Consider the following 25,062-nt stretch of genomic DNA (forward strand, 5'->3'; position numbering starts at 1 on the left):
TTTGTTTCTGAGCCCGGTGCGGGTAGGGATTTGCACAACCGCGCTGTCAGGCGTGATTGTCGTGCGCGGGCGCTTTCCACCCGCCCTCCGGTGGTGGCTGTATGGCGGGCGCGTAGCCGGGCGGCGGGCCGTAAAGATACTTCTCGAACGGGAGCGTCCCGTAGAGTTCGGGAGCCAGATCCACATCGAACAGCGCTGAATAGCCGCTGGTCAGGTAGAGAGACCGTGCCTCGGGCTGGCGGAAGCCGGTCGTGAGGTAGAAGCGGCTGTAGTGCTGCCGTCGCGCCTGCGCCTCGAGCTCGGCCAGCACGATCCGTGAAAGACCCTGGCGGCGATGTGCGTGATCGGTCCAGACCCGCTTCACCTCCGCCGTCGTCTCGTCATAGCGCTTGAAAGCACCACCGGCGATGGCGACGCCGTCGCGCAGGAGCAGCAGGAAATTGCCGTGCGGCGGCGCGAAATATCCCGGCGGATAGCGGTTCATCTCCGCATCGGCCGGCTCGCCGAAGATATCGCCGTAGCGGCGGGCATATTCTTCCGTCAGTTGCTCGACCAGGGGGCGGGCAAGCTCGTGAAGCGGGGTCGTGTAGAAGAAGACGTCGGTGCTCATGCGGCCGCCTCAGTATTCTTGGAAAGGTAGTCCTGCACGAGGCTGACCCAGTAGCGGGCCGCATCCGGCAGGATGTCGTCGTTGAAGTCGTAGTTCGGGCTGTGCAGATCGGCGCTCGGACCATTGCCGACAAAAAGGTAGGAACCCGGGCGCTCCTCCAGCATGAAGGCGAAATCCTCGCTGGCGGTGATCGGTCTCAGATCCCCGACGCGATCGTCGCCGAAATGCCGGATCGCCGTTTGCCGCGCGAAGGCGGTCTCAGCGGTGTGATTGACGAGAACGGGATAGCCGCGCGGATAGTGCACCTCCGCTCGGGCGCCGAAGCCGGCGGCATGGGCGTCGGCGAGGGCCAGGATGCGCTCGCGCACCTGTTCGCGGATCGCCGGGCTGAAACTGCGGATTGTGATCTGCAGCTCGACCGCGTCGGGAATGACATTCGATGCAATGCCGCCATGGATCGAGCCGACCGTGACGACGGCCGCGTCGAGTGGATCGACATTGCGCGAGACGACGGTCTGCAGCGCGAGCACGAGCGAGGCCGCCGCGACGACCGGATCGACGGTCTCGTGCGGTCTGGCGCCATGGCCGCCCTTGCCGATGATGCGGATGATGGCGAGGTCGACCGAAGCCATCGCCGGTCCCTCGATGAAGCAGAAGCTGCCGGCCGGCACGCCGGGCCAGTTGTGCAGGCCGAAGATCGCGTCGACCGGAAAGCGTTCGAACAGGCCGTCCGCGATCATCTTGCGGGCACCACCGCCACTTTCCTCGGCGGGCTGGAAGATGACCCGCACCGTGCCGGAGAACGGCCGCGTCACCGCCAGTTCCTGCGCCGCGGCGAGCAGGATCGCCGTGTGCCCGTCATGGCCGCAGGCGTGCATTCGCCCCTTGACGGTGCTCGCATAGGCAAGCCCCGTCGCTTCCTCGATCGGCAGCGCATCCATATCGGCGCGGATGCCGATTGTGCCCGTGCCGTGACCTTGCCGGAGCGTGCCAACCACGCCTGTCCCGCCGACCCCCGTCGCGACGTCATAGCCCCATTCGCCGAGAAGTCCGGCGACCAGGGCGCTCGTCTTCACCTCCTGATAGGCGAGTTCGGGTTCGGCATGCAGCTGGCGCCTCAGCGCGATGAAACGTTCGCTGTCGATCGTCATCCAACTGCTCCGAGCACGGTCTGTCCCGCCGCATAGCGGCTCCTCGGAAAGGGCAGTCCCAGATGTTCCCGCAATGTGGAGCCGGTCAGGCCCGGTACATGCCGTCCCCGCGCTTCGAGCAACGGCAGCACATGCGCCTCGAAATCGGCGAACCCTTCCGGGATGACCTGGAAGCCGAGCACGAAACCGTCCGACGCCCCCTCGTCGACCCAGCGCTCCAGTTCGTCGGCGACTTTTTCCGGCGTGCCGATAAAGCCGCTCCGGGGCGTTGCTGTGTCGAGCGCGATTTCTCGCAGCGTCAGGTGCTTCTCGCGCGCGACTCGTTTGATGCGGTCGGTTGTGGAGCGGAAATTGTTGCGGCCGATCTCGCCGATCTCGGGAAACGGCGCGTCGACGTCATATTGTGTGAAGTCGTGATGGTCGAAGAAGCGGCCGAGATAGTGGAGGGCCTCCGTGATCGTGACCAGATCGCGGACCGCCCGGTACTTCCGCTCCGCTTCCTCCTCGGTCGAGCCGACGATGGGAGCGATCCCGGGAAACACCTTGAGTTCGTCGGAGCGGCGGCCATGCGCCACGGCGCTCGCTTTCAGCTTCCGCGTCAGCTCGCGGTTCTCGGCCAAGGATGCGCCATTGGCGAAGACGGCGTCGGCATGCCGGCCGGCAAGCGCGATGCCGTCGTCGGAGCCGCCGGCCTGGAAGAGAACCGGCTGGCCCTGCACCGAGCGGCCGAGATTGAGCGGCCCCTCGACGGAGAAGAACTGGCCCTTGTGGTCCAGCCGGTGCATGCGCGAGAAGTCCGCATATTGGCCGCTGTCGCGGTCACGGACAAAAGCGTCGTCGTCCCAGCTGTCCCACAATCCCTTCACGACATCGATATGCTCGGCGGCGATCTGGTAGCGCAGAGCATGTTCCGGGTGGTGCTCGCGACTGTAGTTTCGCGCCGATCCTTCAAGCGGTGAGGTGACGGCGTTCCAGCCGACCCGGCCGCCGCTGATGCGATCGATCGAGCCGAACTGCCGCGCGACCGTGAACGGGTCGGAATAGGAGGTGGAGAGCGTTCCGACGAGACCGATCTTCTGGGTGACGGCTGCGAGCGCGGAGAGAAGTGCGATCGGCTCCAACCGATTCAGGAAATGTGGGATCGAGACCTCGTTGACGTAGAGGCCGTCGGCGACGAAAGCGAAGGCGATGCCGGCGGCCTCGGCCCGTCGAGCGGTCCGCACGTAGTAGTCGAAGTTGACACTCGCGTCCGGCGGCACGCTCGGATGCTTCCAGGCATTCATGTGGCCGCCGGGGCCCTGCAGCATGATGCCGAAGGGGATCTGTCTGCTCATGGCTGGCTCCTGTCAGGCCGAGACGGTGGTGCGCGCGGCTGCATATGCGCGACCGATCAATTCCGCCGCTTCGAGCCGCGAGTCGCCGGAATTGAACAGGTCGACGACGAACTCGCCGACATCGAAGCGGTCATGCAGGCGGTCGAGCTCGTCGAGAAGATCGCCGGCGTCGCCGGCGACCAGGCTCGGCGTGGCGGGTGTTGTCCGGAAGTCCGTGGCCCCGGCCTGGCGCGCATATTCACGCGCCTGTTCCTCATTGACGACAGTGACGCTCTGTCGACCCTCGACATGCAGTTTGATCGGCTGGAATTTTTCGCCGAGCTCGGCCGCCTTCCGGCGGTCGCGGCCGACGATCGCCGCGATGGCGACAATCGCCTCTCGGCCTCCGTCCCGGCGGTAGGCGTCGAGCGAAGCCTCGAGCAGCGCCTCGTCGCCGTTCAGGTGGCGGGCGAAGACGAACGTCCAGCCGAGGAGGGCGGCCAGCTTCGCGCTGTCGACGCTGGCGCCGAGGAGGAAGCGCGATGCCGGCGTCTCGGCTGTCGGAGTCGCCCGGGCCCGCGTCTCGCCCTGCGCGTCATCGAGGAAGAGCGTCAGTTCGGCGAGCTTCGCCTCGAAATCGGGGCGCGTGCCGTTGACCCGCTCGCTCTGCAGTTCGCGGGTCGAGAAGGGCAGGCCGCCCGGTGCCTTGCCAATGCCGAGATCGACACGGCCGGGCGCCAGCGCCGCGAGGGTGTTGAAGATCTCGGCCACCTTGTAGGGACTGTAGTGCTGCAGCATGACGCCGCCCGAGCCGACCCGGATGGTCTCGGTCGTCGCCAGAACATAAGGGATCACCGCTTCGGGCGCGGGGCTCGCGAGATCGGCCGTGTCGTGATGCTCGGCTATCCAGAAGCGGCGAAAGCCCTCCCGCTCGGCGATACGGGCGAGGCGCGTGGTGCGCGCCAGCGCCGCAGCGGCCGTCTCGCCCTTGGCGATCGGACTCTTGTCGAGAAGACTGAGTGCGTAAGCCATGGCGCACCTCAGGGATGTATGACCGGAATGCCGTGCCGCTCGGCCAGGGTGGCGAGGATCGCTTCGGCGCCGGAGGCAAAGCTGCGTCCGTTGGCGGAGCCCGTGGCGGCCGAACTCTGCTCGCCGGCCGGCAGGACCAGCAGCGGCAGGCTCTGATGCGCCTCGCCGACGAGTTCGATCACGCGCTGGCGCGGTCGCGGGAACGGTACCCGCTCGATCTCCAGCGCATCGCGCACTTCCGGAAAGGCTTGCAGAACCCCTTCGACGAGAGTGCCATGCCGGCAGAAGAAGCGCTGGTCGGGATAGGCAGCGTCGTCGAATTCGGCCGGAAGCAGGAACAGTTTCGCCTTCTCGGGCATCATGCGCTCCAATTCTCTATCGATCCGGTAGAGAATAGGATACCGGGCAGGGCTTTGGCCGGTCACCGATTTGCGGAGTTGTCCTTACTTGCGGAAGAATTTCTGGGCAAAGCGGTTGCAGTCGGTATAGGCGTTCCATGCGTTACGCAGCGATGCACCGCTCAACGACGCCGGTAGGCGGTTGTGTACGTCGCCAGGAAATACCGACCTGTCGATTGCTGAAGCATTGGTGAAGCGGATGATTTCGCCCGTACTTTGCCCAATCGCGCGAACTTCCTGCATGCGATACGGGTAGGACATGCACAGCGCGATGCGGAACCGGCACCCGCGAACACCCAACCAGACGGTATCTTAAGCCATAGTATAGCTTTTGCGCTGGCTTTCAGAAGAACGGCAGACATGGCTTGCTAGTTAGCTTGCGGCCGAGCGGGGGATCCTGCAGCCGAGCAGATGTGTGAGCTGCCCTGGTCGAAGCCATCGCGTCGCCGGCGGGCAGATCCTGGCTGCTGATCCCGGTTCCGGTTCGGCACGCGCGATCTCCTCCGAGCAGCAGCGCTTTGCCGCGCTTTCGACAACCGGATGACGCGCAGTCACGCCAACAAGCGTGGGGTTCGCTACTATGTCTCGCGTGCTCTGGGGGAGGCGGGATTGCAGATCGGCTGGCTCAGTGCCGCGGCTCGCTGCCTGTAGGTGCCTCAACAAACTCCTCGAGCCGAAAGCAGTACGCCTTTCTCAGAGGCGTGCTCAAGGGCCCAACTTGCTCCCTATCAAAATTGCTCAAGTAGCGCGAACCACTAAAGCCGCTGACAGGCTTGTGGCCTGCGGATCGAACTGACTACGATCCCGCGGGCGGGCCTCTGCTCGCCACGAACGGGCAGGAGGGTGTGACCTTTCAGTCATCGCAAAGCACCCGCCTGTCCGCTCGTTGTTGCGCACGTCGTCGACGCAAGGCCTCAGACCTGGTCAAAACACCGGCCATGTTCCGCGCGTGCGTTTTGCTGCCGGAGGGTCCGCTCCGATTTCTCCCCTAGCAGAAGTCGACCAACTGCTTTCGACCCCGATTGGGTCGCTCAGATGAATGCATATCTATGACTTCTGCGAACCGAGTGTGCCTTCGTTTCAGGCGGGTCGATACTGACGGATGGCAAAAGTGGTGAACTGCCATCAGTTTTTAGAGCGACCACTTTGCGCCCTCAATTGCGAACGTTCGACGATCTAATCGAAGACGCTAGAAGCCGACGATGCGCGCGATGCTGCGCGGATAGTCGACATCAACGTTGCTGCCGATGACGAGGGCGGGGAGGGAGATCGAAACCTTGTAGTCGGGTTCGCGCTCGCGCCACTGATTTCGGTTGGTGTAGGTTTTCGGGACGTTCCAGAGCGGCAGGAAATTGTAGCTCAAGTGGTTATGGAGCTCGATTAGACCCGGGTAGATCGTCCCGTGGGTGTCGATTGGTGTGATGCCTGCGAATTCATTGGGGACATGACCAGGGTCGGCGACGACGGCGGCAATGCGGTCGGCTTCGATGCAGATTGCGCCATAGGGGGTAGATCGTACCATTCCCATCCATCGTGACAATGCGGCCGACGAGTACCTGTCGAACGCCGTGACTGCCGCAATAAAACTCCCCTTTGAACTTATGTGCCTGCCACAAATTCTCGAGCCGTACGAGCGTGTCGAATCTGTGTCTCTCGGTGCGGGAAATACCGCCGCGATTTCGATCTGGAGACGGAGGCGGGCACGAGACGATCCGCCAGAGTTCGGTTTTCAAGGACTACCTGCTGCTTGCGGAGCATCCGACGGCGAAGCGTAAGCACCTCTATTTGCTCGGAACGGAACATGCGATCAGGTTCATGCGTGGTGGTCGCGCCATGTCGAGCGTCTTGAGCAGAGACGCCAAGCTGCAGAGGATGTTTACGGAGCGGCTCGGGGAGCGCTTCCGGACCGTCGGTGTTTACTACGCGGTTCACGCCAACGTGGTTCAGATCGATGATGGTTCGCCCTAGCTTTCGGAATTGGCGGAGGAGTTGATTGCGGAGCCGGATAGGGAGATGAGCGATTGAAGAGCAGCGCAGATGAGCGAATGCGTTGGCGAACGGGAAAACCTTGAAGGGCTGGGATGGGGAAGACTCTTTACATCATCGGAAACGGCTTCGATCTCCACCACGGAATTCCGTCATCCTATAAGGCGTTCGGAAAGTATCTCCGGCGGTCGGATAACAAGACCTACGTGGTCGTCGAGAAATACTTCGAGATGGATGCGCAGTTCTGGGCCGAATTCGAGGATCGGTTGGCTTCCTTCGATAGCGATTCACTGATCGAGGACGCCTCCAGCTTTCTGGTCGGATATGGGGCCGACGATTGGAGCGACGCATACCACCACGATTACCAGTACGAGATTCAACAGGCGGTCGAGGCGATCTCGACGACGCTGCGGTTGCGGTTCGCCGAATGGATACGCCAGCTTCATGTCCCATTGGCTGTTGAGTTTAGCGGGCAGCGCGTTCCGGTGGATCCCTCGGCGGTCTTCTTGAACTTCAATTACACGCCGTCTCTACAACGCCTGTATGGGGTTCCCGACAACAACGTGTTGCATATCCACGGGGCGGCGGCGAACCCAACGGAGACATTGGTGCTGGGCCATGGATGGGAGCCCGATCCCAATCCGGATCCCTACCGTTTCGAGCAGGATCCGGAGGGTGCGGACATGCGTGTCGTCGAAGGGCAGAGGATTGTCGACGACTACTTCAGGGACACGTTCAAACCCACCGCCAAAGTCATCGAGAAAAACGCGGGCTTCTTTGCCGGGCTGTCGGATGTCGATCGGATTGTTGTGATGGGACATTCGGTTTCGGAGGTCGATCACCCGTACTTTGAGGAGGTTATCGCGAATATCGACGTCAATTGGGTCCGCTGGAAGGTCAGCTACTGCGGGGATCTTGATGGGTTGCGCCAGCGCATGGAGACGCTGGGTGTGCAGGCCCATCTGACTGAGTATGCCTTGCTGAATGCGTTTTGAACCATCGAAGAGGTTTGTAATCGGAGAGGAAATAAATTTGGCGACGACCGCCCCGACTAGAATTCCCAATGAAGAATATAGTCTCATCATAGACGATATTGCTCGTTTGAAGTCGATCAATCGATATCTGCGTTGGAAGCCGAGCGCACCTGGGCGGCATCTTGGCACCTACCGCTCCTGAATAATCGGGTTGGGGCTCGTATCGGCGTGGTCCTCTGGGGAGATTGTTTCTGGTCATAGTGGTCCCGACCTAGTCACATTCGGGGCGGCAATGACGACCGTGGGTGCGCTCGCATGGAAAATCATAGTCTTGTAGCATCCTGGTACTCCCCCAAGAAAAGCTGTCACTGACCGCCTAGCCCTCGACTTCGGAAGAAATGGAACAGCTGGGCTGCGTCGCGGGAAAGATGGCTTCGATTCGTCGCATTAGGTCCGCGGAAATACCAGGGCTGCGGATATGAACCCCGATTTCAGCCTCGGGAAAGTCGTCGTGCGCCCTTGCTGACCCCCAATTGAGGCTGGTCACGGCGACGTCGTCGTCGTCCCACGCCAAGAACTTGCCGTGCAGGGGGGGCTTTTCAACCCTGATCAGGTGCACCCCGTTACCCGCTGCCTCTTCGGCCAGCTTCCGAGCATGCCGGTTCTTCAGCGGACCAGAGGCTATCGTATAGAGCAGCGTCACTTCTAGAGTGGAAACGCGTTCGCGCGCCGCCTCAGCCTGGATAATGTATCCCGGCCTTGCGGTCGAACCTAGGCGATGGCTACCGGCGAGAACCTTCCGGATCGCCGACCCGCTACCAGTGCGCATCATGACGTCGTGATGGTCACCGCGGATCAAAGTGGCGGTCGCCGTGCCCTCGCTTGCGGGCCGGCGCCGCAGTTCACGAGCGAGGAAAGCCATTTCGGTGGCAATGTCTTCTGAAAGGCCACGGCGGCCGATCATCCGCTGCAGGGCGACGGCGACGTCCGCCACAATCGACGCGGCCCGCAAGACCGCAGTCAACTCGACAGCCCCGAACGGCGAGGAAAGCCAGTTGCACGATCCGACGGCCGCGACCCAGTCGCCCTCGGCATTGTCTGCGAGCAGCAATTTGGCATGGGAGCCGGTGGTCTTCATGTGGACGCGGAAGCGGCGACCAATGTCGCGATCTTCGCGTACCATGCGCGCAATCTCGACGGCTGAGAGCGCGTTCTTGCTCTCTTCGTCATCAGTTGGGGTTTCGGCGCCCCACAGCAAGTCGAAGGTCACGCCTCGCGAACAGGCCTCGCGAATTTCGGGGAGCAGATCCTTAAACTTCCTATGGTCTAGGAACGTGGAATGCATGATCACCCGCGAATGGGCCGACGCAATGACGTCCAGCAGCAATGTCTTCTGGGCAGATCCGCCGATGACCAGGTCCTCCGGCCGGAAATCCAGCCTATGTTCGGACCTGGTCTCTTCGGCTTCTTCGGGGGCCCCCTCATAGTCAACCGGAACGTTGGCATTGGCCGGTCCCGCTGAGGCTTTTTCGACCACGGCGCGCAAGGCCTCGGTTGCGTTGTCGGGCAAGTTGCGGATTACCCCGTCGATCACCTTGATGACCATGTACTCGGATCGCAGCGAGGCAGTGCGGCCGTCTATATTGGCCAGCTGCTCGTCGTAGCCGCGTGCCGCGATCTGGGAAAGGCGCGCCAGGTTGGCCTCGTGAGACATGACGGGCCCTCCTCCCTCGACCACCACGATCCGTTTGTCGGGATCGCTGTCGGCGTCCAGGATGGATCTCGAAATCACGCGGACCTGTGCACTGGGAAAAAAGCCGCCAGTCGCCTGTTCGATAACAAAGGAAACACGCTTGGTCTCCTTTTTAGGAAAGAACGGTAGTGTACGTCCGTCCTTGATTGCGTCCCGGCCGTAGTCGCTGGCGACAAATGTGGCCGCGCCGTCTTTGATCGAGAGTTCCACCAAGCGGAAACGCATCAGGCGGGACAGCGCTGCCACCACGATCTGCTTCTTCAGACCGGATGCCGAAACCAGATCGGACACAGCGGATGGCTTTCTACTCACGGTCCAGAGGAGCGCTTCCTCGACCACGCTCCAGGCGCGACCCTTGTCGATCGTGACCGTGCAGGACAGGCGAAATACGGGAATGGCGATGAGCATAAGTTAGTTGATCCCTAGCGCCTTGGGCGGGACGACCGCCGCCGGCGGCTCTCCGGCGATACGAAGACCGGGCCGTTTCTGCAACTCAGTCAAGACCTCGTCGACGTTTGTGAGGAACGAAAGGTCGTGGTCGAGGCCCTCGGGATTGACGCCGCGGACAGCCTCGCGGAGGAAGGTAAGGCTGCCGACGATCACAAGTTTAGATTTGGCTCGGCTCAATGCGACGTTCCACCGGCGCCGGTCCCTGAGAAAGCCCAACGCGCTGGCGCCGCTGCCGGCGTTATTCCTGACGAGGGAAAGAATTACCACGTCGGCTTCGTTTCCCTGGAAACCGTCGACCGTATTGGCCCAGCGGCCGTCACTGGCGGCAGGAACAAATCCCGAAAGATGGGCGAGCGCCCCCTGTTTGATCGCACCGTCGATCTTCTCGTTCAGTTTCTCGACCTGGGCATTGTAGAACGACAACACTGCCAGGGTGGGGCTCTTCTCATGCCGTTCCGAAATGGTGGGCCGCAAGCGGTTCAAAACCTCAGCAACGGCCCTGACCTCGCTCGGATTGTGGAACCGCGGCCGACTATGCTCATAGGCCGATCCTGTGCCGCGGGAGGATACGTGAGGGAAATCCACCAAGGTCACGGGAGCCGCCGTTAGGTTCCTGCAGGTGAAGCCGTCCGGCTCATTTGCCGCGTAGGCTGCGCGCCCCTCTTCGGTCAGCAACGTGCCGCCATAGAACCCTCGCGAGACGATCTCGGCTATGGCGGGATCCATGCGGCGCTGTTCGGTCAGCACGGAAGAAACCGGTCGATGGCCGGTATTGAGCTTGGCGCGGCGTTCGTCTTCGACCACCACATTCCGGAACGGTTCGAGCAGACGGAGCGCGGTATCGGCGATTTCACGAAGTTGCCCCTCGTCGGCAGCGACCTCCGCGAGCTCGGTCAATTCGCCGTCACGCATCAGAGGGCCGACGTATTGCTCAGCGATGCCTACCACCTCGGCGACCCGGCCGTGGTCAGAAAGGATTTTGGTCAGCCGCTCCGCCTCAAACGGAGGAAGCTGGTTGTGGTCGCCGATTAGCAGGCGACGGCCCGACAGCGCCAGCGCCCCGACGAGCTCTGGGCCGACGGCCTTGGCAGCTTCTTCGACCAGAACCCAATCGAATTGCTCGCGGGCTTCGACCAGCCGCTCGACGTCCGCGGAGTTAAGTGTCGAGAAGACCACATTGGCCGCGTCAAGTACGAGACTGGATACGGCGTTGAGCCCGGCACGTTCATCCTTGAGCGACGAACCGGAATCCGCCAGCCTTGCCGCAGCATCGGCGAGGGTGATCACGCGGTCACGCGCCGAAATTGGGAGGCTCTGAGCCATTCGGCTTTCGGAAAGTACCCGCAGGATCTGATGAGCTGTCTTCTGCACATCGGCATCACCGGCATCGCGGTCAGGAACGGAGGATCGCGCAATAATCACGTCGAGCTTGGCGTTATCTAGGGTTTCCTGGACCTTTTCCTGCAGATGGTCCAGCGCATCGTGTCCCTGCGCCGTGACGAGCATTCTGGTAGAAGAATCGTCAGAAAACCGTCGCCTGATGACTTCGGTCGCCAGCTTGGTCTTGCCGACGCCTGGCGGCCCGACGACGAAATAGGCGGGCAAGGTTCCCCACAAACCGGCCAGAGCCCGACGTTTGGGGGCGTCCAGATCCATCAGTTCGGTATCCTTGGTGTCGCCGATATCTATCGGATCGCGACTAGACCTCCGCACGCGCCACGAATCGTCGAACATGTCGGCTAGATCGACCCGAGTCGATAGGCCTTTTATGATCTTTAATCGGCGGCTGATCTGGTTCTCTGTGCCGGTGTCGCGTTCGGTGCGCAAGAAAAGCGTCGGCAACGCCTGGAGCTCTTCTTCGATCTCGAAGCGGTAGACCGTCGCTCCCCTATGTTCTTCTACCTGGGTGAACGTCGCCGTTACGTCTTCCCTACGGCTGGCGCCGAGGCTGGCCGCCATAGATAATCGCCATTTGCCCTCGCTGTCCCGATGGTCGTCGTCGAAAAGGCGCTTGAGTGAGGTCTGCGTATCGATCATGCCGATGCGCTTGGCGACCTTGTCCCGGTCGCTGTCGCGTGCATTGCGCAGCAGGACATAGCGCCGGCCGTTCTCGAAATCCTGCCGAACAACCTCAACGGGATAGACTTCGAGAGATTTGACGACGGCCTCGATCACTTGGATCATCATCAGCGAGCGGCGAATTAACTCGACACGACCCGGTGAATGGACGTCGCGGTTTGTGTCCGCGAATGCGCTCCAGTCTAGGGCATCGGGACCCAACCGCGCCCGGGTGTCAACCGCCACGCGGACCGATGGGCTGACTTCAATGGGCTGCAACAGGTCATGCTCTTGCTGATCGCCCATCCACAGCGCGTCGGGACGCGACTCGGCCTTAATGCAGGCAGCGATATCCCAGGTCGCCGACCCGTCCTGCCGATGCGGTATTAGGACATATCGCATCGCGGTCGTCACAAGCTGCAGTTTGCCGGTGCCTTCTTCAAAGTCGCGTGGCACTAGCAATGTGGCGCCACCGTCCAGGTCGGCCCTCACCCAATCGAGCTGCCTAAAGTATTCGTCGACGGCAATTTGGCCGTCAGATGCGTCGTAGATGGCCTCCGCCAATCCCGAATTCTGATAAAAAACCAGGACGAGCGTGCCCGAGCGGACTGTCCCCGCGCGGCCCACCTCAGCGATGACGTCGTCGACGGCCCGGGCAATGGACGCCGCTTCAAGATTGTCGGTCCGACTTGGTGCCACCATACGCTTGAGTAGAATGCGCTCGCTGGTGCTGAGCGAGATCGGCGGATCGATTCTCCCCAACGGAGAAGCTTTGCCTGAAGGGTGAATCGAGGTATCGAGCATACGTGCTATCAGCAGCCCAAGTGCCTTCCAGTCCTCCTCGTACGAGTACTTCGTCGGTCGAGTGGCGGTCGATCTTCCAACGACTTTGACGTGGGTCTTACTGGGAGTGTCCGCCGTGAGACGCAAGCTCCATTCGAACCCGGTCAACTGGAAATCGGCTTCATCGGCGCCTTCGGTCATGATGTTGTCAGCATCGATATTGCCGTGCACAAGCCCTTGGGAATGAATGATACCAAGGGCCCAGACGACGCGCTTGAAATTGCGCCAGAATAGTGTGCGCGAACGAACAGCGCCCAGGTTCTTGAGCCAATGCCCTGCTGACACTCGATCTTTCCGAGTTTTTAAGGGTTGGCCTGCATGTTCAAGTAGAATGCCGAAGTTTTCCTCATCCTCTACGAACTCGAGCACGTCGACGATGATGTCCCGCGCGCCTGCATAGGACATGACCCGCTGTACTTGGCGCATCTCGTGCACCCAAAGAGCCCGCAGGTCGGCGTCGGCCTCCGTGCCGGTTTTGCGCCAAAGTTTGAGGATACGATCATGCCCCGTCGTTTCGTCGAAGACGGCGAATTTTGCAGCTTTAAGCGCCTTGTGATCGCCAGCCGCTACAGCAGTATCGTGAAAGGTGAACCGTGCTTCTAGTGAAGGAAGTCGCTTTTTCTTGGCCTTCTGCGCGGTCGGTTTGCCCATTTGCCATCCTTGATCGTATCTCGTTGGGCGAGGTGGTTCGTACTCTCTCGACTCCTGATGGGAATATTTGTTGGTCGGCGGCCTCGAGTCAAAGCCATTGTCGTACCGTGGTCCAAGAACAATAAGGCGCGGATTGGTAGGTCATAGCCAGTGCAGCTAGCTGGCCGATATCCAGATTCCGTTCGAAGCCGCAGGCGTTCCATTTGTCGGTCAGCTCCAGCGCATCGACCCGGCCTTCCGGAATGTTTCTATCGAACGTACCCCCAAATAGGCGTTCTGCGGCACGAGACATTGCCGTGGCCCGCAACCGCGTTGATCTGCAAAGTTTCAATGGGGGCTGCGTCATTCGCCCAAAATAGGCAGCTTTTGGTAACTTGCAGAGACCGTCTAAACGGCAGAAATGAGGGCGCCAAGCCGACATTCGCAAACTCATGGCAGTTGGCCACTTTTGCCACCAGTGGCCCCCGAGCCTCTCTTGTCCTCTGGGCACGAGACTCGACACTTTCTTGAGCCCCTGCTTTGATACCATCGGGTATGGGAGGGGATATGAAATCAATGATTGTGGCCGCTTTGGCGGCTCTGACTCTGTCGACGTCCGCGGTCGCACATGGTGGCGGCTGCCGGAAGAACTCCCCACCGGGGGAGTGCTGCCACATGGATAAGCGGGCGGGATCGGTCCATTGTCACTAGTACCATTCGTTGGTCCTGCACTTATCGGGCGAAGGCTGATGCTATCCGCAATCATGTTGGGTTGGTCGATATGTTTCGCATCCGGCGCGATTGTGGAACAACTCGCCGGAAGAGCCTCCGTCGTCGATGGCGACACAATTGAGATACGAGGTGAACGGGTCCGCTTGAACGGGATTGACGCGCCAGAAAGCCGGCAGCTCTGCGGAGATTCGAAGGGCAAAGCCTACCGCTGCGGGCAGGTTTCAGCTAAGGCGCTCGACGACTTCTTGGCCAAGTCCCGACCTACCTCATGCAATTTCGTTGACCGCGACCGGTATGGACGCTTCGTCGGAGACTGCTACCGCGCAGATGGTCAGTCGGTAGCCCGCTGGCTTGTGCGAAACGGGCATGCGATGGATTGGCCACGCTATTCCAATGGCGCTTACGTCGCCGATCAGTCTGACGCAAGGGCAGAAGGTTTAGGGATCTGGTCTGGCCCCTTCCAACCGCCGTGGGACTGGCGGGCTGCCCAACGGGAAAACACAACTTCCGCGCCGATCCAGCCTCTCTCTAGCACAGTCGGTACGGCCGATTGCAAAATCAAAGGCAACATCTCGAAGAATGGAAGGCGCATCTACCATGTGCCGGGGCAAAAGTACTACGAGCAAACCGTGATTTCTGAGAGCGCAGGAGAGCGCTGGTTCTGCTCGGAATCCGAAGCTCAGAGCACAGGATGGCGAAGGTCCAAGACCTGACCAGTCAGCCATAGGCGTGCCCGACTTCATGTCCGAGCACAACAATTCAACGCTCCTGGGGAGGGGCACGTGAAGCTCAGATTCCGAAAATCTGTAAAGCTGATGCCGGGGGGTCGATTGAACCTCGGGGGCAAGAGCCCAAGCGTCAGAATTGGGCCTCGAGGTGCCGGAGTTACGGTCAGCAAATCGGGGAAGCGCTTCAGTGCTGGCATCCCTGGGACGGGCATCTATGCCACCCATAAGTTTGCCTCACCAGAAAGGTCCGCGCCAAGCTTTACCGAACACCAGCCGCGCCGGGGGCCCCGATTGGCACGGATACTGCTGCGAGTTGCGCTCATATTGATCGTGCTTGGGGCGATTGTAGTCGCTCTATCCCGCTAATTTCGGAGCCGGATAGATCTATTGCCAGCAGACATCGCCGCCTTGAGGTTCCACTACTGGGCGGAGGCGCGATCCGCATGACGTCGAACGCGGATTTCAATCCGGCGGCGCTCTTTTACATCGCCGGAATGTCTGCCGTCGGCAACTTTGTCGCCAGGCATGATCAACTGAGCGCCCGATAGAGGTAGAACCGTAACTGCCTTCAGCTTGGGATCCGCACGCAAAACGCTCGCCACGGATACGGCACGCGCCATTCCTAGTCCGGCATTATCAGCAGGGGCGAGGCTTTGGATCGGCACCTTGCCGCCAAACGCATCCACAATGTTGGCATCCAGGTTTGACGGCCGAGCAGCAATAGGCTGCTCGTCGGTGTGGCCGATGACCTCTACGATATCGACGTCATACTCGTGAACAATCGAAGCGACCCTGTCGACGACATCTGTCGTCAATTTCTTAGCGAAATCGGCTGAAAGATCTGCCCGACCGGTGACGAAGTTGTAGCCCGCCGCCTCGCTTAGGTCGATGATTGGCGGCCAGTCGTGGCCAGTCTTTCCTTTTTCGGATGCGGGTTGTTTCATGCCAGCGGCTGCTAATATTGCAAGCCCGTCGGGAGAGCGCTCTGGCACATTTTTAGCGATAAGCTTCTCCTCAAGGTCGCGTCTGAACCTCAGCGCGCTCTCTAGTTCCTCGGGGTCGGTTGCTCCGCTCGCGAGCTTAAGAACTGCGGCCACCTTCGCCGGATCGGCTAGCATTCCCGCAACACTCAGACCTGCCTTCTCCAAATCGTCAATCGCCTGTCTTGCTGCAGTCAGTTTCGTCCAATCGTCGGCAATGTTGACTGAGCTCGCCTTCTTAAACTCATTGAGCAGTGCTGCAAGGCGCCGCTTTTCATCTGCCAGTTCTTGAATAGTAGCCCTTGCGTGCGCCAATTCGCGCGCGAGGTCCTTCTGGTCCGCCTGACTTCGAGAAAAGAGTGTTGCCATGGCGATCAACAGGCAAAACACCAGAAGCAGCATTACCTCGGCCATAGTGAGACCAAGAACCATGCCCCTCCGGTATGCGCTCGTGTCCCGCCCTATCGGTTGATTGGACCTCATGGCGTAGCACTGCTATCCGAACCTAGTGACGGGGTAGCATAAGATCGAGTGCTAATATCGAAGAGATCGGAAGCCGGCTCGGTAGCGCTTTGGCTCGGCCACGCTGGTATCGCTAGCTCCTTGGTAGGTGCTTTAGATCCAGCCTCGACCAATTGCCTAAGAAGGTCGAGCTGCGATTCTATCTTAGTTCCGAGCCCGACAATCGTCTGTGACTGCCTCTCCAAGGACTGCACAAGCTCGTTGATCGAGCGGCCATCTTTCCCAAGCGCTTCCGCAACGGCGGCGCTGGCGGCTCGCTCGGCATCGCTTCTGGTGCCCATGTGTTGAGCGAAATCTTCGACCGCTTTTGTAAGTTTGGTCATGGCGGGATGCAGCTTGACTTGAATGATCTGATCCGGAGTCTGCATTTCCGCCAATCGAGCAGCGGTGGCTTCCAATGCCTCCGAAATCCGGGCTGACCCGTCAGCGAGTCTAGTGGTTTGATCGGCCAGATGATTGGCTGAAGCGTTGACATTGTCCTCGATCGCCTTCGCTAGGAGAGCGAGTGCCGTAGCCGATGTCTGAGAAGACTGCTCCAATTCTGATGAGGCCGCGGCAGTGGTTTTCGCAAAGCCTCTAAGCAGCTTCTCCGACGCCTCGTCAAAACTCCGGTGAACCTCGTCCAAGCCATCAACCAGTGACTGCTGCGACGCGAGCCTGAAGTGCGCAAATTCAAGAGCGGTGCCCTCCAGTTCGCGCCGGATACGCCGAGCTGCCTCCGACAATTCCGCACGGCTGGCCTGCTCAATATCAGTCGGATCCCGGCGCATTTGGCTGAACAAAACACGCAGCCAGACACCCGCAATTGTCGAGCCGATCGCTATACCGAAGTTCTGGACGATTTCCTGTGCGGCGCTGCTGGCATCGAACTGATAGAGCGACACGCCGAGGCTGGTGAGCGTCAGCAGAAATCCCATGTAATAGAGGTTATCGCCGCCTTGGTCTAACCGCAACCGAAACGCTGGCAAGAACAGCGTTGCCGCGTAGACCAGCATGATGCCAATGGGTATTGAGGTAACCAAATAAGCTGGGAAGCCAGAGAACTTGGCGCCTATTATATAGGCGCAGCCTATCACCACGAATACGCAAAACAGGATGGGGCTGACGGCGTCACGGTGGCCCGCCATAGCATCGTTACGCGCCATGCTATCCAGCCCCTTGGAGTTTTTCTGCTGACGTTAAGGCGCCGCCATTATCCGTGACCCACTCTCTCCAGAACTCAATGTGCTTGCCACTATCGAGGCGACTGCTCTGCCTCTGGATATAGAGGATGGTCACTTCGGCTTGATTCAGGTCAGTCCTCAGGCGGCGATAGGCCGGAGACGACTTGAAGCGGGCATAAGAGAGATCTCCGCGGTACTGCGAATAGTCACTTTCGTGCTCAATCATGTCAGACACGATGACAAGGCTTTTGGGAATAGCGCTAGCCACACTACCTAGGAAGCGCTCGACAGCAATGTTCTGGATCGTCTCCATCAGAGGCGAGCTATCAGACCTTGAAGGGCTAAGCTGCGTAGACAAGGCATTCTCTAGCGGCCTGGAAAAGCCGTCTAGCCAGCGTCGTTTCGCCATCTCCGGATTCGCAACGAGGGTATCCAAATTGGAACCGTCTCCCGGGTTGCACTTGTCGAAGACAATGCGGCCGCCCGGTTGCTCAGGCGATAGAACGCGAAGCTCGAGCCGTCCATAAGCGGGAAGCGCTTGGGCTAGGTCATGAAGAATCCCCAAGATCTGCTTCTTTGCGACCGGCTGAATGTCGTCTGAGGCGTCAATGAGTACCTCTGTGATGGACTGAGCTCCATCCACTGGACAGAAAGTATCGGCGACCAGCTTGGGTTGCTCCTTCGCCGTCAGCTTGACATATCCGATCGCGCCCGCGACAGCGAAGCACAAGAGCAAGAGAGCGATAACCCAAGCCAAGTGGGGACCGTCTCTTCTGTCCCTCATGCTTTTGCGAGCGCCGCGCGCTGCCGATGGTCTAGGCGCGCGCCTTGACATCGAATACCTCCGCGCCAGGCATGAGATCCTCGAGCCCCTTGTATTGCTTTATGGCGTCTTCGAACTCTCGGTGGATGGCTGCGCTCTGCTCGTGCAAGAGCTCTTGAACTCCGGTTATCCTCGATCGGAGCTCTTCAGCATTCCATTCACCTATCGGGTCCGACACTATCGTAACCGTTTCCAGCTTCATTGGCTTGGAAAAGCGCTTTGGCACCGAGCTGGCCGGACGCGCTGAGCGGTTGGCGTCACGGTATATACTGAAGAGCGTGCTGCCTGTCCGTTCGAGATGGCGTTGGTGTTCCTCAAACAGTCTGACTAGTCGTTGGCGACCATGCACAATTGCGTCATGCGCTTCACGGCGAAGCCCGAGGTCACGACTCAACTCCTCAATCTGATCGACATAGTCCGCCTGAATGTCCTGAAGACGCTGAATGAGATCCGAAATGGAGGCGACGTAGGCCAATCGTTGCACGTCGACGCGCTTTTGAACGGCCGCGAACCCTGGATAAGGGTCGGTCGCATAAAATCCGTCAACGCATGCGATGATTGAGAATACCAATCCAATCGCAAACAGAATCCAAGAATTCAAATCACTTAACTCGAACGGGTTCTCGCGGATGCGAGCGACCACAAGCTGTCCTACGCCATCGACGAATGTGCCGGAAACCTCCCGGTAGTGGGCCAGCACAAGATTTAGGCCAACCGCCCACGCCATATAGACGGCGAGAGCAATCAGCCCGAGAAACTCCCGAAATAGCGAACGATGAACGAGCTGGCGAAGCCCAAACCGGGCCAAAGCGTAAGCCACGACGATATTGAGGAAGGCGAACGTAATCGCCTCGAAGAAGCCTCCGATCAGTCCTTGCTCGCTGCCCTTCGCCAAGAATGATCCGTTGGCGATTGCCTCAATCAGAAAGAGAGCTAGCAGGAGGACCCATTTCATCAGCTCTCCATTGCGGGACGGTATCCTGGCCGCTCGCCGAAGCTTGTTCCGGGACCGGAAATCGTCGATCTCCCGCTCTGCAACAACGAGTCCTTCGCGTTGGATGAAGAGCTCGTTGCGCCCCTGCTTCACCTCCGCCTGGTACTCACTGATACAGGACGGTGCTGCTTGTCGGATTGAGCTGAAGCGCGCCTCGAAGTCCAAGCTCGACAAACGTTCCGCATAGGTTCGAAGCTCGTCTTCGACCGTCGCATGCGCCTGTTTCTTGGCAGACTCGATGCGCTCGACGATCTTGGCTTCAACTTCATCCAAAGCGGTCGAGTTCGTCGCCGGCTCCTCTCGCGCGCCCCGCTCACGTCCGAGGTCTTCGAGCTGCAAATCTGCAGCGACCCGGTTCACGTCGAGGTCAGGGAAGCGCTGTGTGGTAGCCCTCAAATCGTGTGGTTTTTTCCAAGCGCCTTCAATCAGGCGAGAAAGCGCAGAGCTCCTCACAGTGTGTCCCCCGCAGCGACCAAACGCACAAAACTTGCAAACAAATTCAGTGCAACCTAATCACCGGAATGAACTTCAGAGCAAGCAAGCTATGAACTTGACTGACCGAAATCGCGTCACGTTCACATCTATTCCGCGGCTAGGGCTTTCGGAGGAACATGGCAGGCATGGTGGCTTTCCCGGCCATGAGGCATGCGCGACCGATGTCCGTCTCTTCGGTACGCGTGCTCTTGCTAAGGTGGAGCCAATCAGTGATGCAGAAGGCATGGCCAAGTTCGGCGTGTGCGTTCGGCTGCCGGAGGCGCCACTTCGTCTTCTTCCTTGGGAGAAGCTGATCAACTGTTTCGATCCTGATTGGGTCGCTCAGATGAACCTACATCTATGGCTACTGCTACCCGAGGGATGCCTTCGTTTCAGGTGGGTTGATGTTGACTGATGGCAAAAATGGTGAACTGCCATGAGTTGCGAGGTCGGCTCTGCGCCCCATAACAGCCGTCAATCTGGCAAGGGCCGCAGCCCAAAAGTGGACATCAGCGAGTTGGGGCACGTCAGCACCTTTGCACCAAATGCGGACATAGGCTCTGCTCCAGGGCTGAAACTTCGAAGCATCGAGTTTTCGCACCGATCGAACACCACATTATGGTTATGGTTGGCAAGTTAAGCGCAACATATTGATCTCTACGCTGCATTGCGTAAGTTCTGGATTGCTAGCTCAGGTTCAGGACGAGGCGATGGCAGGGTTCTTTTCAGCGAACGAGATCACGTTCCAGCCGATCTCGACTCCCAATAGCGGATTCAGGCCAGGGCAGATTGGAGCGCTGCACGCCGCGCTTTCGCATTTCTCGGTCTACGACGAGCCAGCGACCCTCTGCTTGCCCACCGGTTACGGCAAGACGGCACTTATGATGGCTCTGCCCTTCGCTCTCAAGGCGAACAATGTTCTGGTCATCGAGCCTTCCGAGGCGCTCCGCCGTCAGACCACCGGTCACTTCGCAGCCCTTTCGGTTCTCAAGAGGATTGGCATCGCTGACGGGCTGACGGCCTTGCCGAACGTCTTGAGCCAGAAGGGGTGCCCTGTCGATTTGGCCGAATGGGAAGCGATGCGGGCGACCGACGTGATCATCTCGACCCCCCAGAGCACTTCGCCAATCGTCGCCCCGGACGCGCCACGTGATCTTTTCGACCTCGTTATTTTCGATGAGGCCCATCATGCCCCGGCCGATACCTGGTCGGCCTATCTTTCGCACTTCGTCGACGCGAAAGTCGTGTTTCTGACCGCCACGCCGTTCCGACGCGACCGCAAGCCGATCCCGGGACGTCTGGCCTACTGGTATCCCGTGTTGAAGGCGTCGCGGGAGCAGGCGTTCGGGAAGGTCACTTTCAAGCCAGCGATGGTGAAAGACGACCGCAACGAGGAAGAGGTCGACCGGGCGGTTGCCGCCGCGGCCGTAGCTCAACTCGCCAAGGACAGGAAGGACGGGTTCGATCACCGGATATTCGCGCGCGCCGCAACCATCGCCTCCGCCAAGCAGCTCGGCGAGCTTTACGAGAAGCTCGGGGGCAAGGTTGCGGCGATCACCAGCCATCTCTCGCTGAAGCGCCAGATGGAGATCGAAGCCGAACTGATCGACGGCAAGCTCGACGGCGTTGTGTGCGTCGACATGTTTGGCGAAGGCTACGATTTCCCGAAGCTAAAAATCGCGGCGCTCCACGCGCCGCACCGCTCGCTGGTTCCGACCCTTCAGTTCATCGGCCGCTTCGCCCGAACCAACGATGTGGCGACCGGCGACGCGACCCTGGTGGCGCCTGTCAGCCGGTTGAAGGAAGCCAACGCCCGGCTGTTCCAGGAGGGCGTCGACATTGCGGAGCTGATCGACGACGCGGCGCAGGCGCAGATCGCGGACGCCGAAGCCAACCGGGCGATCCTCGAGGTCCTCAAGCCCAAGAGACAGATGGACTCGGACTACGACGCGGTAACGCCGCTGTTGCTTCAGCTTTACGCCCACGCGCGAATTTTCGAGTGCGAAGAGCGGCCCGATTTCTCGCTGTTCGAAGAGACGATCGGCCGGAACCTGCTCCTGGTCAAACAGTGGACGTCCGAAGACGGATTGATCACGCTTCTGCTGACGATCGACAACTCGCCGCCCAACTGGGCGACGTCGGACGTCATCGCGAATGTCCGGCATGATGCGTTTCTTCTTGCCTTCAATGAAACCAGCAAGCTGTGCTTCATCGGGTCGACGCGGCGTACCGATCGTCTCTACATCAGCCTGATGGATACGGTTTGCGAAAACAAGCATCGGCCGATCAGCTACGAGCGGACGCGCCGTGCGCTGGCCGGCCTGACCGACCTGCGCTTCTACAATGTCGGCCTACGCAACACGACACTGAACACCCAGACGGAATCGTATCGGACGGTGACCGGACCGCGGGCAGAGCGCGCGATGACCGCCGGAGATGCTCGCGCTTATGTCCAAGGCCATTTCTTCGGTAGCGGCGTCATTGGAGAGGATCGCGAGACGATCGGTGCCAGCAGCAGCTCGCGCGTGTGGAGCAACCAGCGGCTAACGGTCGCCGGTTATCTCGACTGGATCTCCGCCTTGAACCACCGGCTGAGCGGCGGCGGCGCGATCGCCCCTTCGCAGCTGGACATCGTCCAGCACGCCAAGACGCTCGAAAAGCTGCCAGAGCACATCATCGCCGCTGGGTGGAACAAGGTCGCCTATCGCTCCGCGCCGCGGGTGCGGCTTAGGCGAGGCGCCGGCCAGTGGTTCTATTTTCAGGTCACCGACCTTGAGATCGACCACTTCTGCGTCGCGGCCGACCGCGCCAAGCTCGGCTTTCGTGTGGGGACGGACGAGCTCGGGATCGGCTTCGAATTTCAGATCGGCGGCGGCGCCATCATCCGGCAGACCGAGCCCGAGTGGGCGATCGAAGTCTTGTCGGGCGTCGATGACTGGACCGAGTTCTCGACCTGGATGTCGATGAACCCGCCGGTGTTCTATGCAGCGGATAAGTCGTCGTTCCAGGGCGTGAACCTCATCAGGCCCCCGAGCGTGACGATCAACAAGCTGTCCGACGACGACACGTCGACGCTGGATTGGACCGGATGCGCGATTGGCATTGAATACGACACGACGAAGAGCGGGGGCGAACTCACGGTTCACCAGCAACTCGAGAAGCATCTCCTCGCGGCCGATGGGCTCACGGCTCTGCTATACGATCACCGTAGTGGGGAGGCAGCTGACTACATAGCGGTCCGCCAGGACGGCGAACATGTCCAGATCTCGCTCTATCACTGCAAAGGCGCCGGCGGCCAACCGTCAGGCGGTCGTGTAGGCGACGTCTACGAAGTTGCCGGGCAGGTCCTGAAGTCGGTCGCCTATTGCGATCCGATCGTTTTGCGGGAGCACGTCGAACACCGGACGCACCTGACCCGGCACGTCACTCCGTCGAAATTCATCGTCGGCGACCTGACCGTGATCCAGAAGGCGCTTCAGGATACCGCTCCGGACAGGCTGAGCTTCGCGATCTATGGCGTGCAGCCCGGAATCGCGCAGTCCCAGATTGATGAGCATCTCGCGGATCTAATGGCGTTCGGTTTGGAATACGTTCAGCGCGGCGGAGCAGCAAAAGCGGCCTGGTTAATTAGCCCGTGACGAAAGGTGGACTGGCTGGACGAGCGCGTGTGCGACGCAGCCTTTGATACGATCCCAAGTCCGGAGTCTACAGGCACCATGGTAGCGGGTCTAATCGACTCTACGACAAGCGTGATTGGCGCAGAGCCTGCATTGCAGAGGTCCGCATTGGGTCAATCCCGGCCTTAGAGGTTCATTGGTGATAGGTCCGCTTTTCGTTTGAAGTCCCCAAGAGCGGACAGACCGCTAACGGCCCCATTTCGGACGTTCAATCGAATCCTCCGCCCAAGCGGGCGGTTCTATGGGGGCGGCGACGCGACTCCCGGCTCTTGGCCAGAAATCCACTTCACTTCTGCCTGCAAGCAAGCATTGGTGGTCTCGCCAGCGGCAGAGGCAGGAGGGTGATCATGAAGCGGGCCGATGTTCTGAAGGAGTATTGTGCCGAGCTCGAGATACGTCTCTATGAGGCCGCGTCCAAGGCAAAAATGCTGATGCGCTACGCGGACAATGAAGATGTTGATTCAGCGATTGCAACTTGTCTTGATATCGAACCGCTGATCCGCGAGGCCAATCAAATTCTTCAGGTCGCCGTTTTCACTTCAAGACGACGGGAATAGTGGGAAGCGCATATAGGAATCCTTGAGGGCCTCCCTGCTGACGCGGTGAGGCCTTGGTCAGTGACGGGAGAGTTTTCCGTCTGACCAGTGAGGTTCAAATGACTGCGCCTGCAAAGCTCCGACTGACCGATACCCAGCTGACGCTGCTCGGCCAATTCGCTGTCGCCGATGGAAGGCGAGCATCAACCCGTATTTCGTCCGGAGACCGCCGGAGTTGCACGGGACTGTGCAAGCGGGGCCTCCTTCAGCGGGTCGGAAACAATCGAGCTGGAACTTACGAGCTGACCCCTGCCGGCTGGACGACCCTTGGTCTCAAGCCGCCGTCCCCGAAGCCGGAGAGGGCCGAGTTCATCGGTTCGGAAGCTCCCTCCGAGATCGAAGAAGGAAAGCGGGAGATTGGTCTTCCCCGGCCCGGCTCGAAACTATCCCGCGTGGTCGATCTCCTGCGCGATCCGGAGGGCGGATCGCTCGATCTTATCCGCGAGAGTACGGGCTGGCTTCCGCATACCTGCCGGGCGGCGCTGACGGGGTTGAGGAAACGCGGCTATCAGATCGCCAGGGACGACAGCACGCTGCCTGCAAACTATCGCATCACTGGCTACTCGGCACCTGAGAGCCAGCCGTGATGTCGGGGCTTGCTATTGATGGCTTCGGCGGACCGGCGCCCTTCCAAGTTGAGGAGGCCAACAAGGAGGTCCGGCAGATCGTCGGAGCGCTTTCGCAGCACGACGATGTGCAACTCCGCTTGGTGTGGCGCAACGAGACGGGTAAACGAGCGCCAACAACCTTGCCCCGCCATCTGGTGATCCGGATGCTGGCCTATCGTGTTCAGGCCAATCGGCTGGGTGACCTCGATCCCCTCGCCATGAAGCGATTGGCGCGGAAAGGCATGCGGGCCGGCAGCGCAAAAGCCAAGGATCCTTCCGCCAAAAGCGATAGTCCCCGTTCGCTGAAGCCCGGATCGGTACTGGTTCGGGAGTGGAAGGACGAACTTCACTCCGTCACGGTCACCAGCAACGGCTTCCAATGGCAGGGAAAGGAGTTCGGCAGCCTGTCGACCGTGGCGAAGGCCATCACGGGCACGGCCTGGAGCGGCCCCCGCTTCTTCGGGCTATCGGATCCTCGACCCAATCAAAGGTCAGCCACATGAGGAACAGGGTGGCGCAGCGGCGGGCGGCGGACGGCGCCGGGGCAATCTCCAGAGGCGTGGCCTC

20 protein-coding genes are annotated in these 25,062 nt (G+C 60.2%); 7 read left to right on the forward strand and 13 right to left on the reverse strand.

The genetic code is table 11. The features are described 5' to 3' along the window. Window positions 1–46: 46 nt before the first annotated feature. The 7 genes from AC6HZP_RS07680 to AC6HZP_RS07710 all read right to left on the reverse strand — a co-directional run bounded on the left by AC6HZP_RS07680 (window position 47) and on the right by AC6HZP_RS07710 (window position 6,026). Entirely contained in the window at window positions 47–610 is a 564-nt protein-coding gene (locus AC6HZP_RS07680; RefSeq protein WP_497526091.1) for a GNAT family N-acetyltransferase, read from the reverse strand. Next, on the reverse strand, window positions 607–1,761 hold the full coding sequence (locus AC6HZP_RS07685; RefSeq protein WP_497526092.1) for a M20 aminoacylase family protein: 1,155 nt from the start codon (window positions 1,759–1,761) through the stop codon (window positions 607–609). Before AC6HZP_RS07685 ends, AC6HZP_RS07680 begins: the two co-directional genes overlap by 4 nt. Then, window positions 1,758–3,095, reverse strand: a complete 1,338-nt coding sequence (locus tag AC6HZP_RS07690) for an LLM class flavin-dependent oxidoreductase (protein WP_497526093.1) — start codon at window positions 3,093–3,095, stop codon at window positions 1,758–1,760. The genes AC6HZP_RS07685 and AC6HZP_RS07690 overlap by 4 nt, the downstream gene beginning before the upstream one ends. A 12-nt stretch (window positions 3,096–3,107) precedes the next feature. Then, window positions 3,108–4,106, reverse strand: a complete 999-nt coding sequence (locus tag AC6HZP_RS07695; RefSeq protein ID WP_497526094.1) for an MsnO8 family LLM class oxidoreductase — start codon at window positions 4,104–4,106, stop codon at window positions 3,108–3,110. 8 nt (window positions 4,107–4,114) lie between these two features. After that, the gene (locus AC6HZP_RS07700) at window positions 4,115–4,468 is read right to left on the reverse strand and encodes a DUF3088 domain-containing protein (RefSeq protein ID WP_497526095.1); all 354 of its coding nucleotides are present in this window, start codon (window positions 4,466–4,468) and stop codon (window positions 4,115–4,117) included. Between the two features lie 81 nt (window positions 4,469–4,549). After that, complete coding sequence (locus AC6HZP_RS07705; RefSeq protein WP_497526096.1) at window positions 4,550–4,765, reverse strand: hypothetical protein; 216 nt, start codon at window positions 4,763–4,765, stop codon at window positions 4,550–4,552. A gap of 928 nt (window positions 4,766–5,693) precedes the next feature. Next, window positions 5,694–6,026, reverse strand: a complete 333-nt coding sequence (locus AC6HZP_RS07710) for a hypothetical protein (RefSeq protein WP_497526097.1) — start codon at window positions 6,024–6,026, stop codon at window positions 5,694–5,696. 559 nt (window positions 6,027–6,585) lie between these two features. Between AC6HZP_RS07710 and AC6HZP_RS07715 the strand changes: the two genes are divergently transcribed. Then, window positions 6,586–7,485: a bacteriophage abortive infection AbiH family protein gene (locus tag AC6HZP_RS07715; RefSeq protein ID WP_497526098.1), complete on the forward strand. Its 900-nt coding sequence runs from the start codon at window positions 6,586–6,588 to the stop codon at window positions 7,483–7,485. 355 nt (window positions 7,486–7,840) lie between these two features. Here AC6HZP_RS07715 and AC6HZP_RS07720 read toward each other — a convergent pair whose 3' ends face one another. Both AC6HZP_RS07720 and AC6HZP_RS07725 read right to left on the reverse strand, forming a co-directional pair. Further along, the gene (locus AC6HZP_RS07720; protein WP_497526099.1) at window positions 7,841–9,625 is read right to left on the reverse strand and encodes a phospholipase D-like domain-containing protein; all 1,785 of its coding nucleotides are present in this window, start codon (window positions 9,623–9,625) and stop codon (window positions 7,841–7,843) included. Between the two features lie 3 nt (window positions 9,626–9,628). Continuing rightward, window positions 9,629–13,219 (reverse strand): AAA domain-containing protein, encoded by a 3,591-nt coding sequence (locus AC6HZP_RS07725; protein ID WP_497526100.1) that lies wholly within the window; start codon window positions 13,217–13,219, stop codon window positions 9,629–9,631. A 728-nt stretch (window positions 13,220–13,947) separates the two neighbouring features. On the opposite strand from AC6HZP_RS07725, the gene AC6HZP_RS07730 reads away from it, so the two are divergent. Both AC6HZP_RS07730 and AC6HZP_RS07735 read left to right on the forward strand, forming a co-directional pair. After that, window positions 13,948–14,643 (forward strand): thermonuclease family protein, encoded by a 696-nt coding sequence (locus tag AC6HZP_RS07730; RefSeq protein WP_497526101.1) that lies wholly within the window; start codon window positions 13,948–13,950, stop codon window positions 14,641–14,643. Window positions 14,644–14,712: 69 nt separating this feature from the next. Then, window positions 14,713–15,024 (forward strand): DUF4236 domain-containing protein, encoded by a 312-nt coding sequence (locus AC6HZP_RS07735; RefSeq protein ID WP_497526102.1) that lies wholly within the window; start codon window positions 14,713–14,715, stop codon window positions 15,022–15,024. 53 nt (window positions 15,025–15,077) lie between these two features. Here the strand turns inward: AC6HZP_RS07735 and AC6HZP_RS07740 are convergent, their stop codons facing one another. Genes AC6HZP_RS07740 through AC6HZP_RS07755 form a run of 4 tightly spaced genes read right to left on the reverse strand, consistent with a single transcriptional unit; the run spans window position 15,078 to window position 19,500 of the window. Further along, a complete protein-coding gene (locus AC6HZP_RS07740; RefSeq protein WP_497526103.1) occupies window positions 15,078–16,070 on the reverse strand; it encodes an OmpA family protein in 993 nt (330 codons plus the stop codon). A 47-nt stretch (window positions 16,071–16,117) separates the two neighbouring features. Beyond that, the gene (locus tag AC6HZP_RS07745; RefSeq protein WP_497526104.1) at window positions 16,118–17,305 is read right to left on the reverse strand and encodes a hypothetical protein; all 1,188 of its coding nucleotides are present in this window, start codon (window positions 17,303–17,305) and stop codon (window positions 16,118–16,120) included. 1 nt (window position 17,306) lies between these two features. Next, on the reverse strand, window positions 17,307–18,080 hold the full coding sequence (locus AC6HZP_RS07750) for a hypothetical protein (RefSeq protein WP_497526105.1): 774 nt from the start codon (window positions 18,078–18,080) through the stop codon (window positions 17,307–17,309). Window positions 18,081–18,138: 58 nt separating this feature from the next. After that, complete coding sequence (locus AC6HZP_RS07755; RefSeq protein WP_497526106.1) at window positions 18,139–19,500, reverse strand: hypothetical protein; 1,362 nt, start codon at window positions 19,498–19,500, stop codon at window positions 18,139–18,141. A gap of 824 nt (window positions 19,501–20,324) precedes the next feature. Here AC6HZP_RS07755 and AC6HZP_RS07760 point away from each other — a divergent pair. The 4 genes from AC6HZP_RS07760 (at window position 20,325) to AC6HZP_RS07775 (ending at window position 24,998) form a co-directional block, all read left to right on the forward strand. Continuing rightward, window positions 20,325–23,252, forward strand: coding sequence for a DEAD/DEAH box helicase (locus AC6HZP_RS07760; RefSeq protein WP_497526107.1), 2,928 nt, complete (start codon window positions 20,325–20,327; stop codon window positions 23,250–23,252). Window positions 23,253–23,638: 386 nt separating this feature from the next. Beyond that, the gene (locus AC6HZP_RS07765; RefSeq protein WP_497526108.1) at window positions 23,639–23,848 is read left to right on the forward strand and encodes a hypothetical protein; all 210 of its coding nucleotides are present in this window, start codon (window positions 23,639–23,641) and stop codon (window positions 23,846–23,848) included. A 98-nt stretch (window positions 23,849–23,946) separates the two neighbouring features. Further along, a complete protein-coding gene (locus AC6HZP_RS07770; protein ID WP_497526109.1) occupies window positions 23,947–24,474 on the forward strand; it encodes a DUF3489 domain-containing protein in 528 nt (175 codons plus the stop codon). Next, entirely contained in the window at window positions 24,474–24,998 is a 525-nt protein-coding gene (locus tag AC6HZP_RS07775; protein ID WP_497526110.1) for a DUF2924 domain-containing protein, read from the forward strand. Before AC6HZP_RS07770 ends, AC6HZP_RS07775 begins: the two co-directional genes overlap by 1 nt. Window positions 24,999–25,062: the final 64 nt, after the last annotated feature.

This window comes from Kaistia sp. SLG-1, assembly GCF_059699055.1.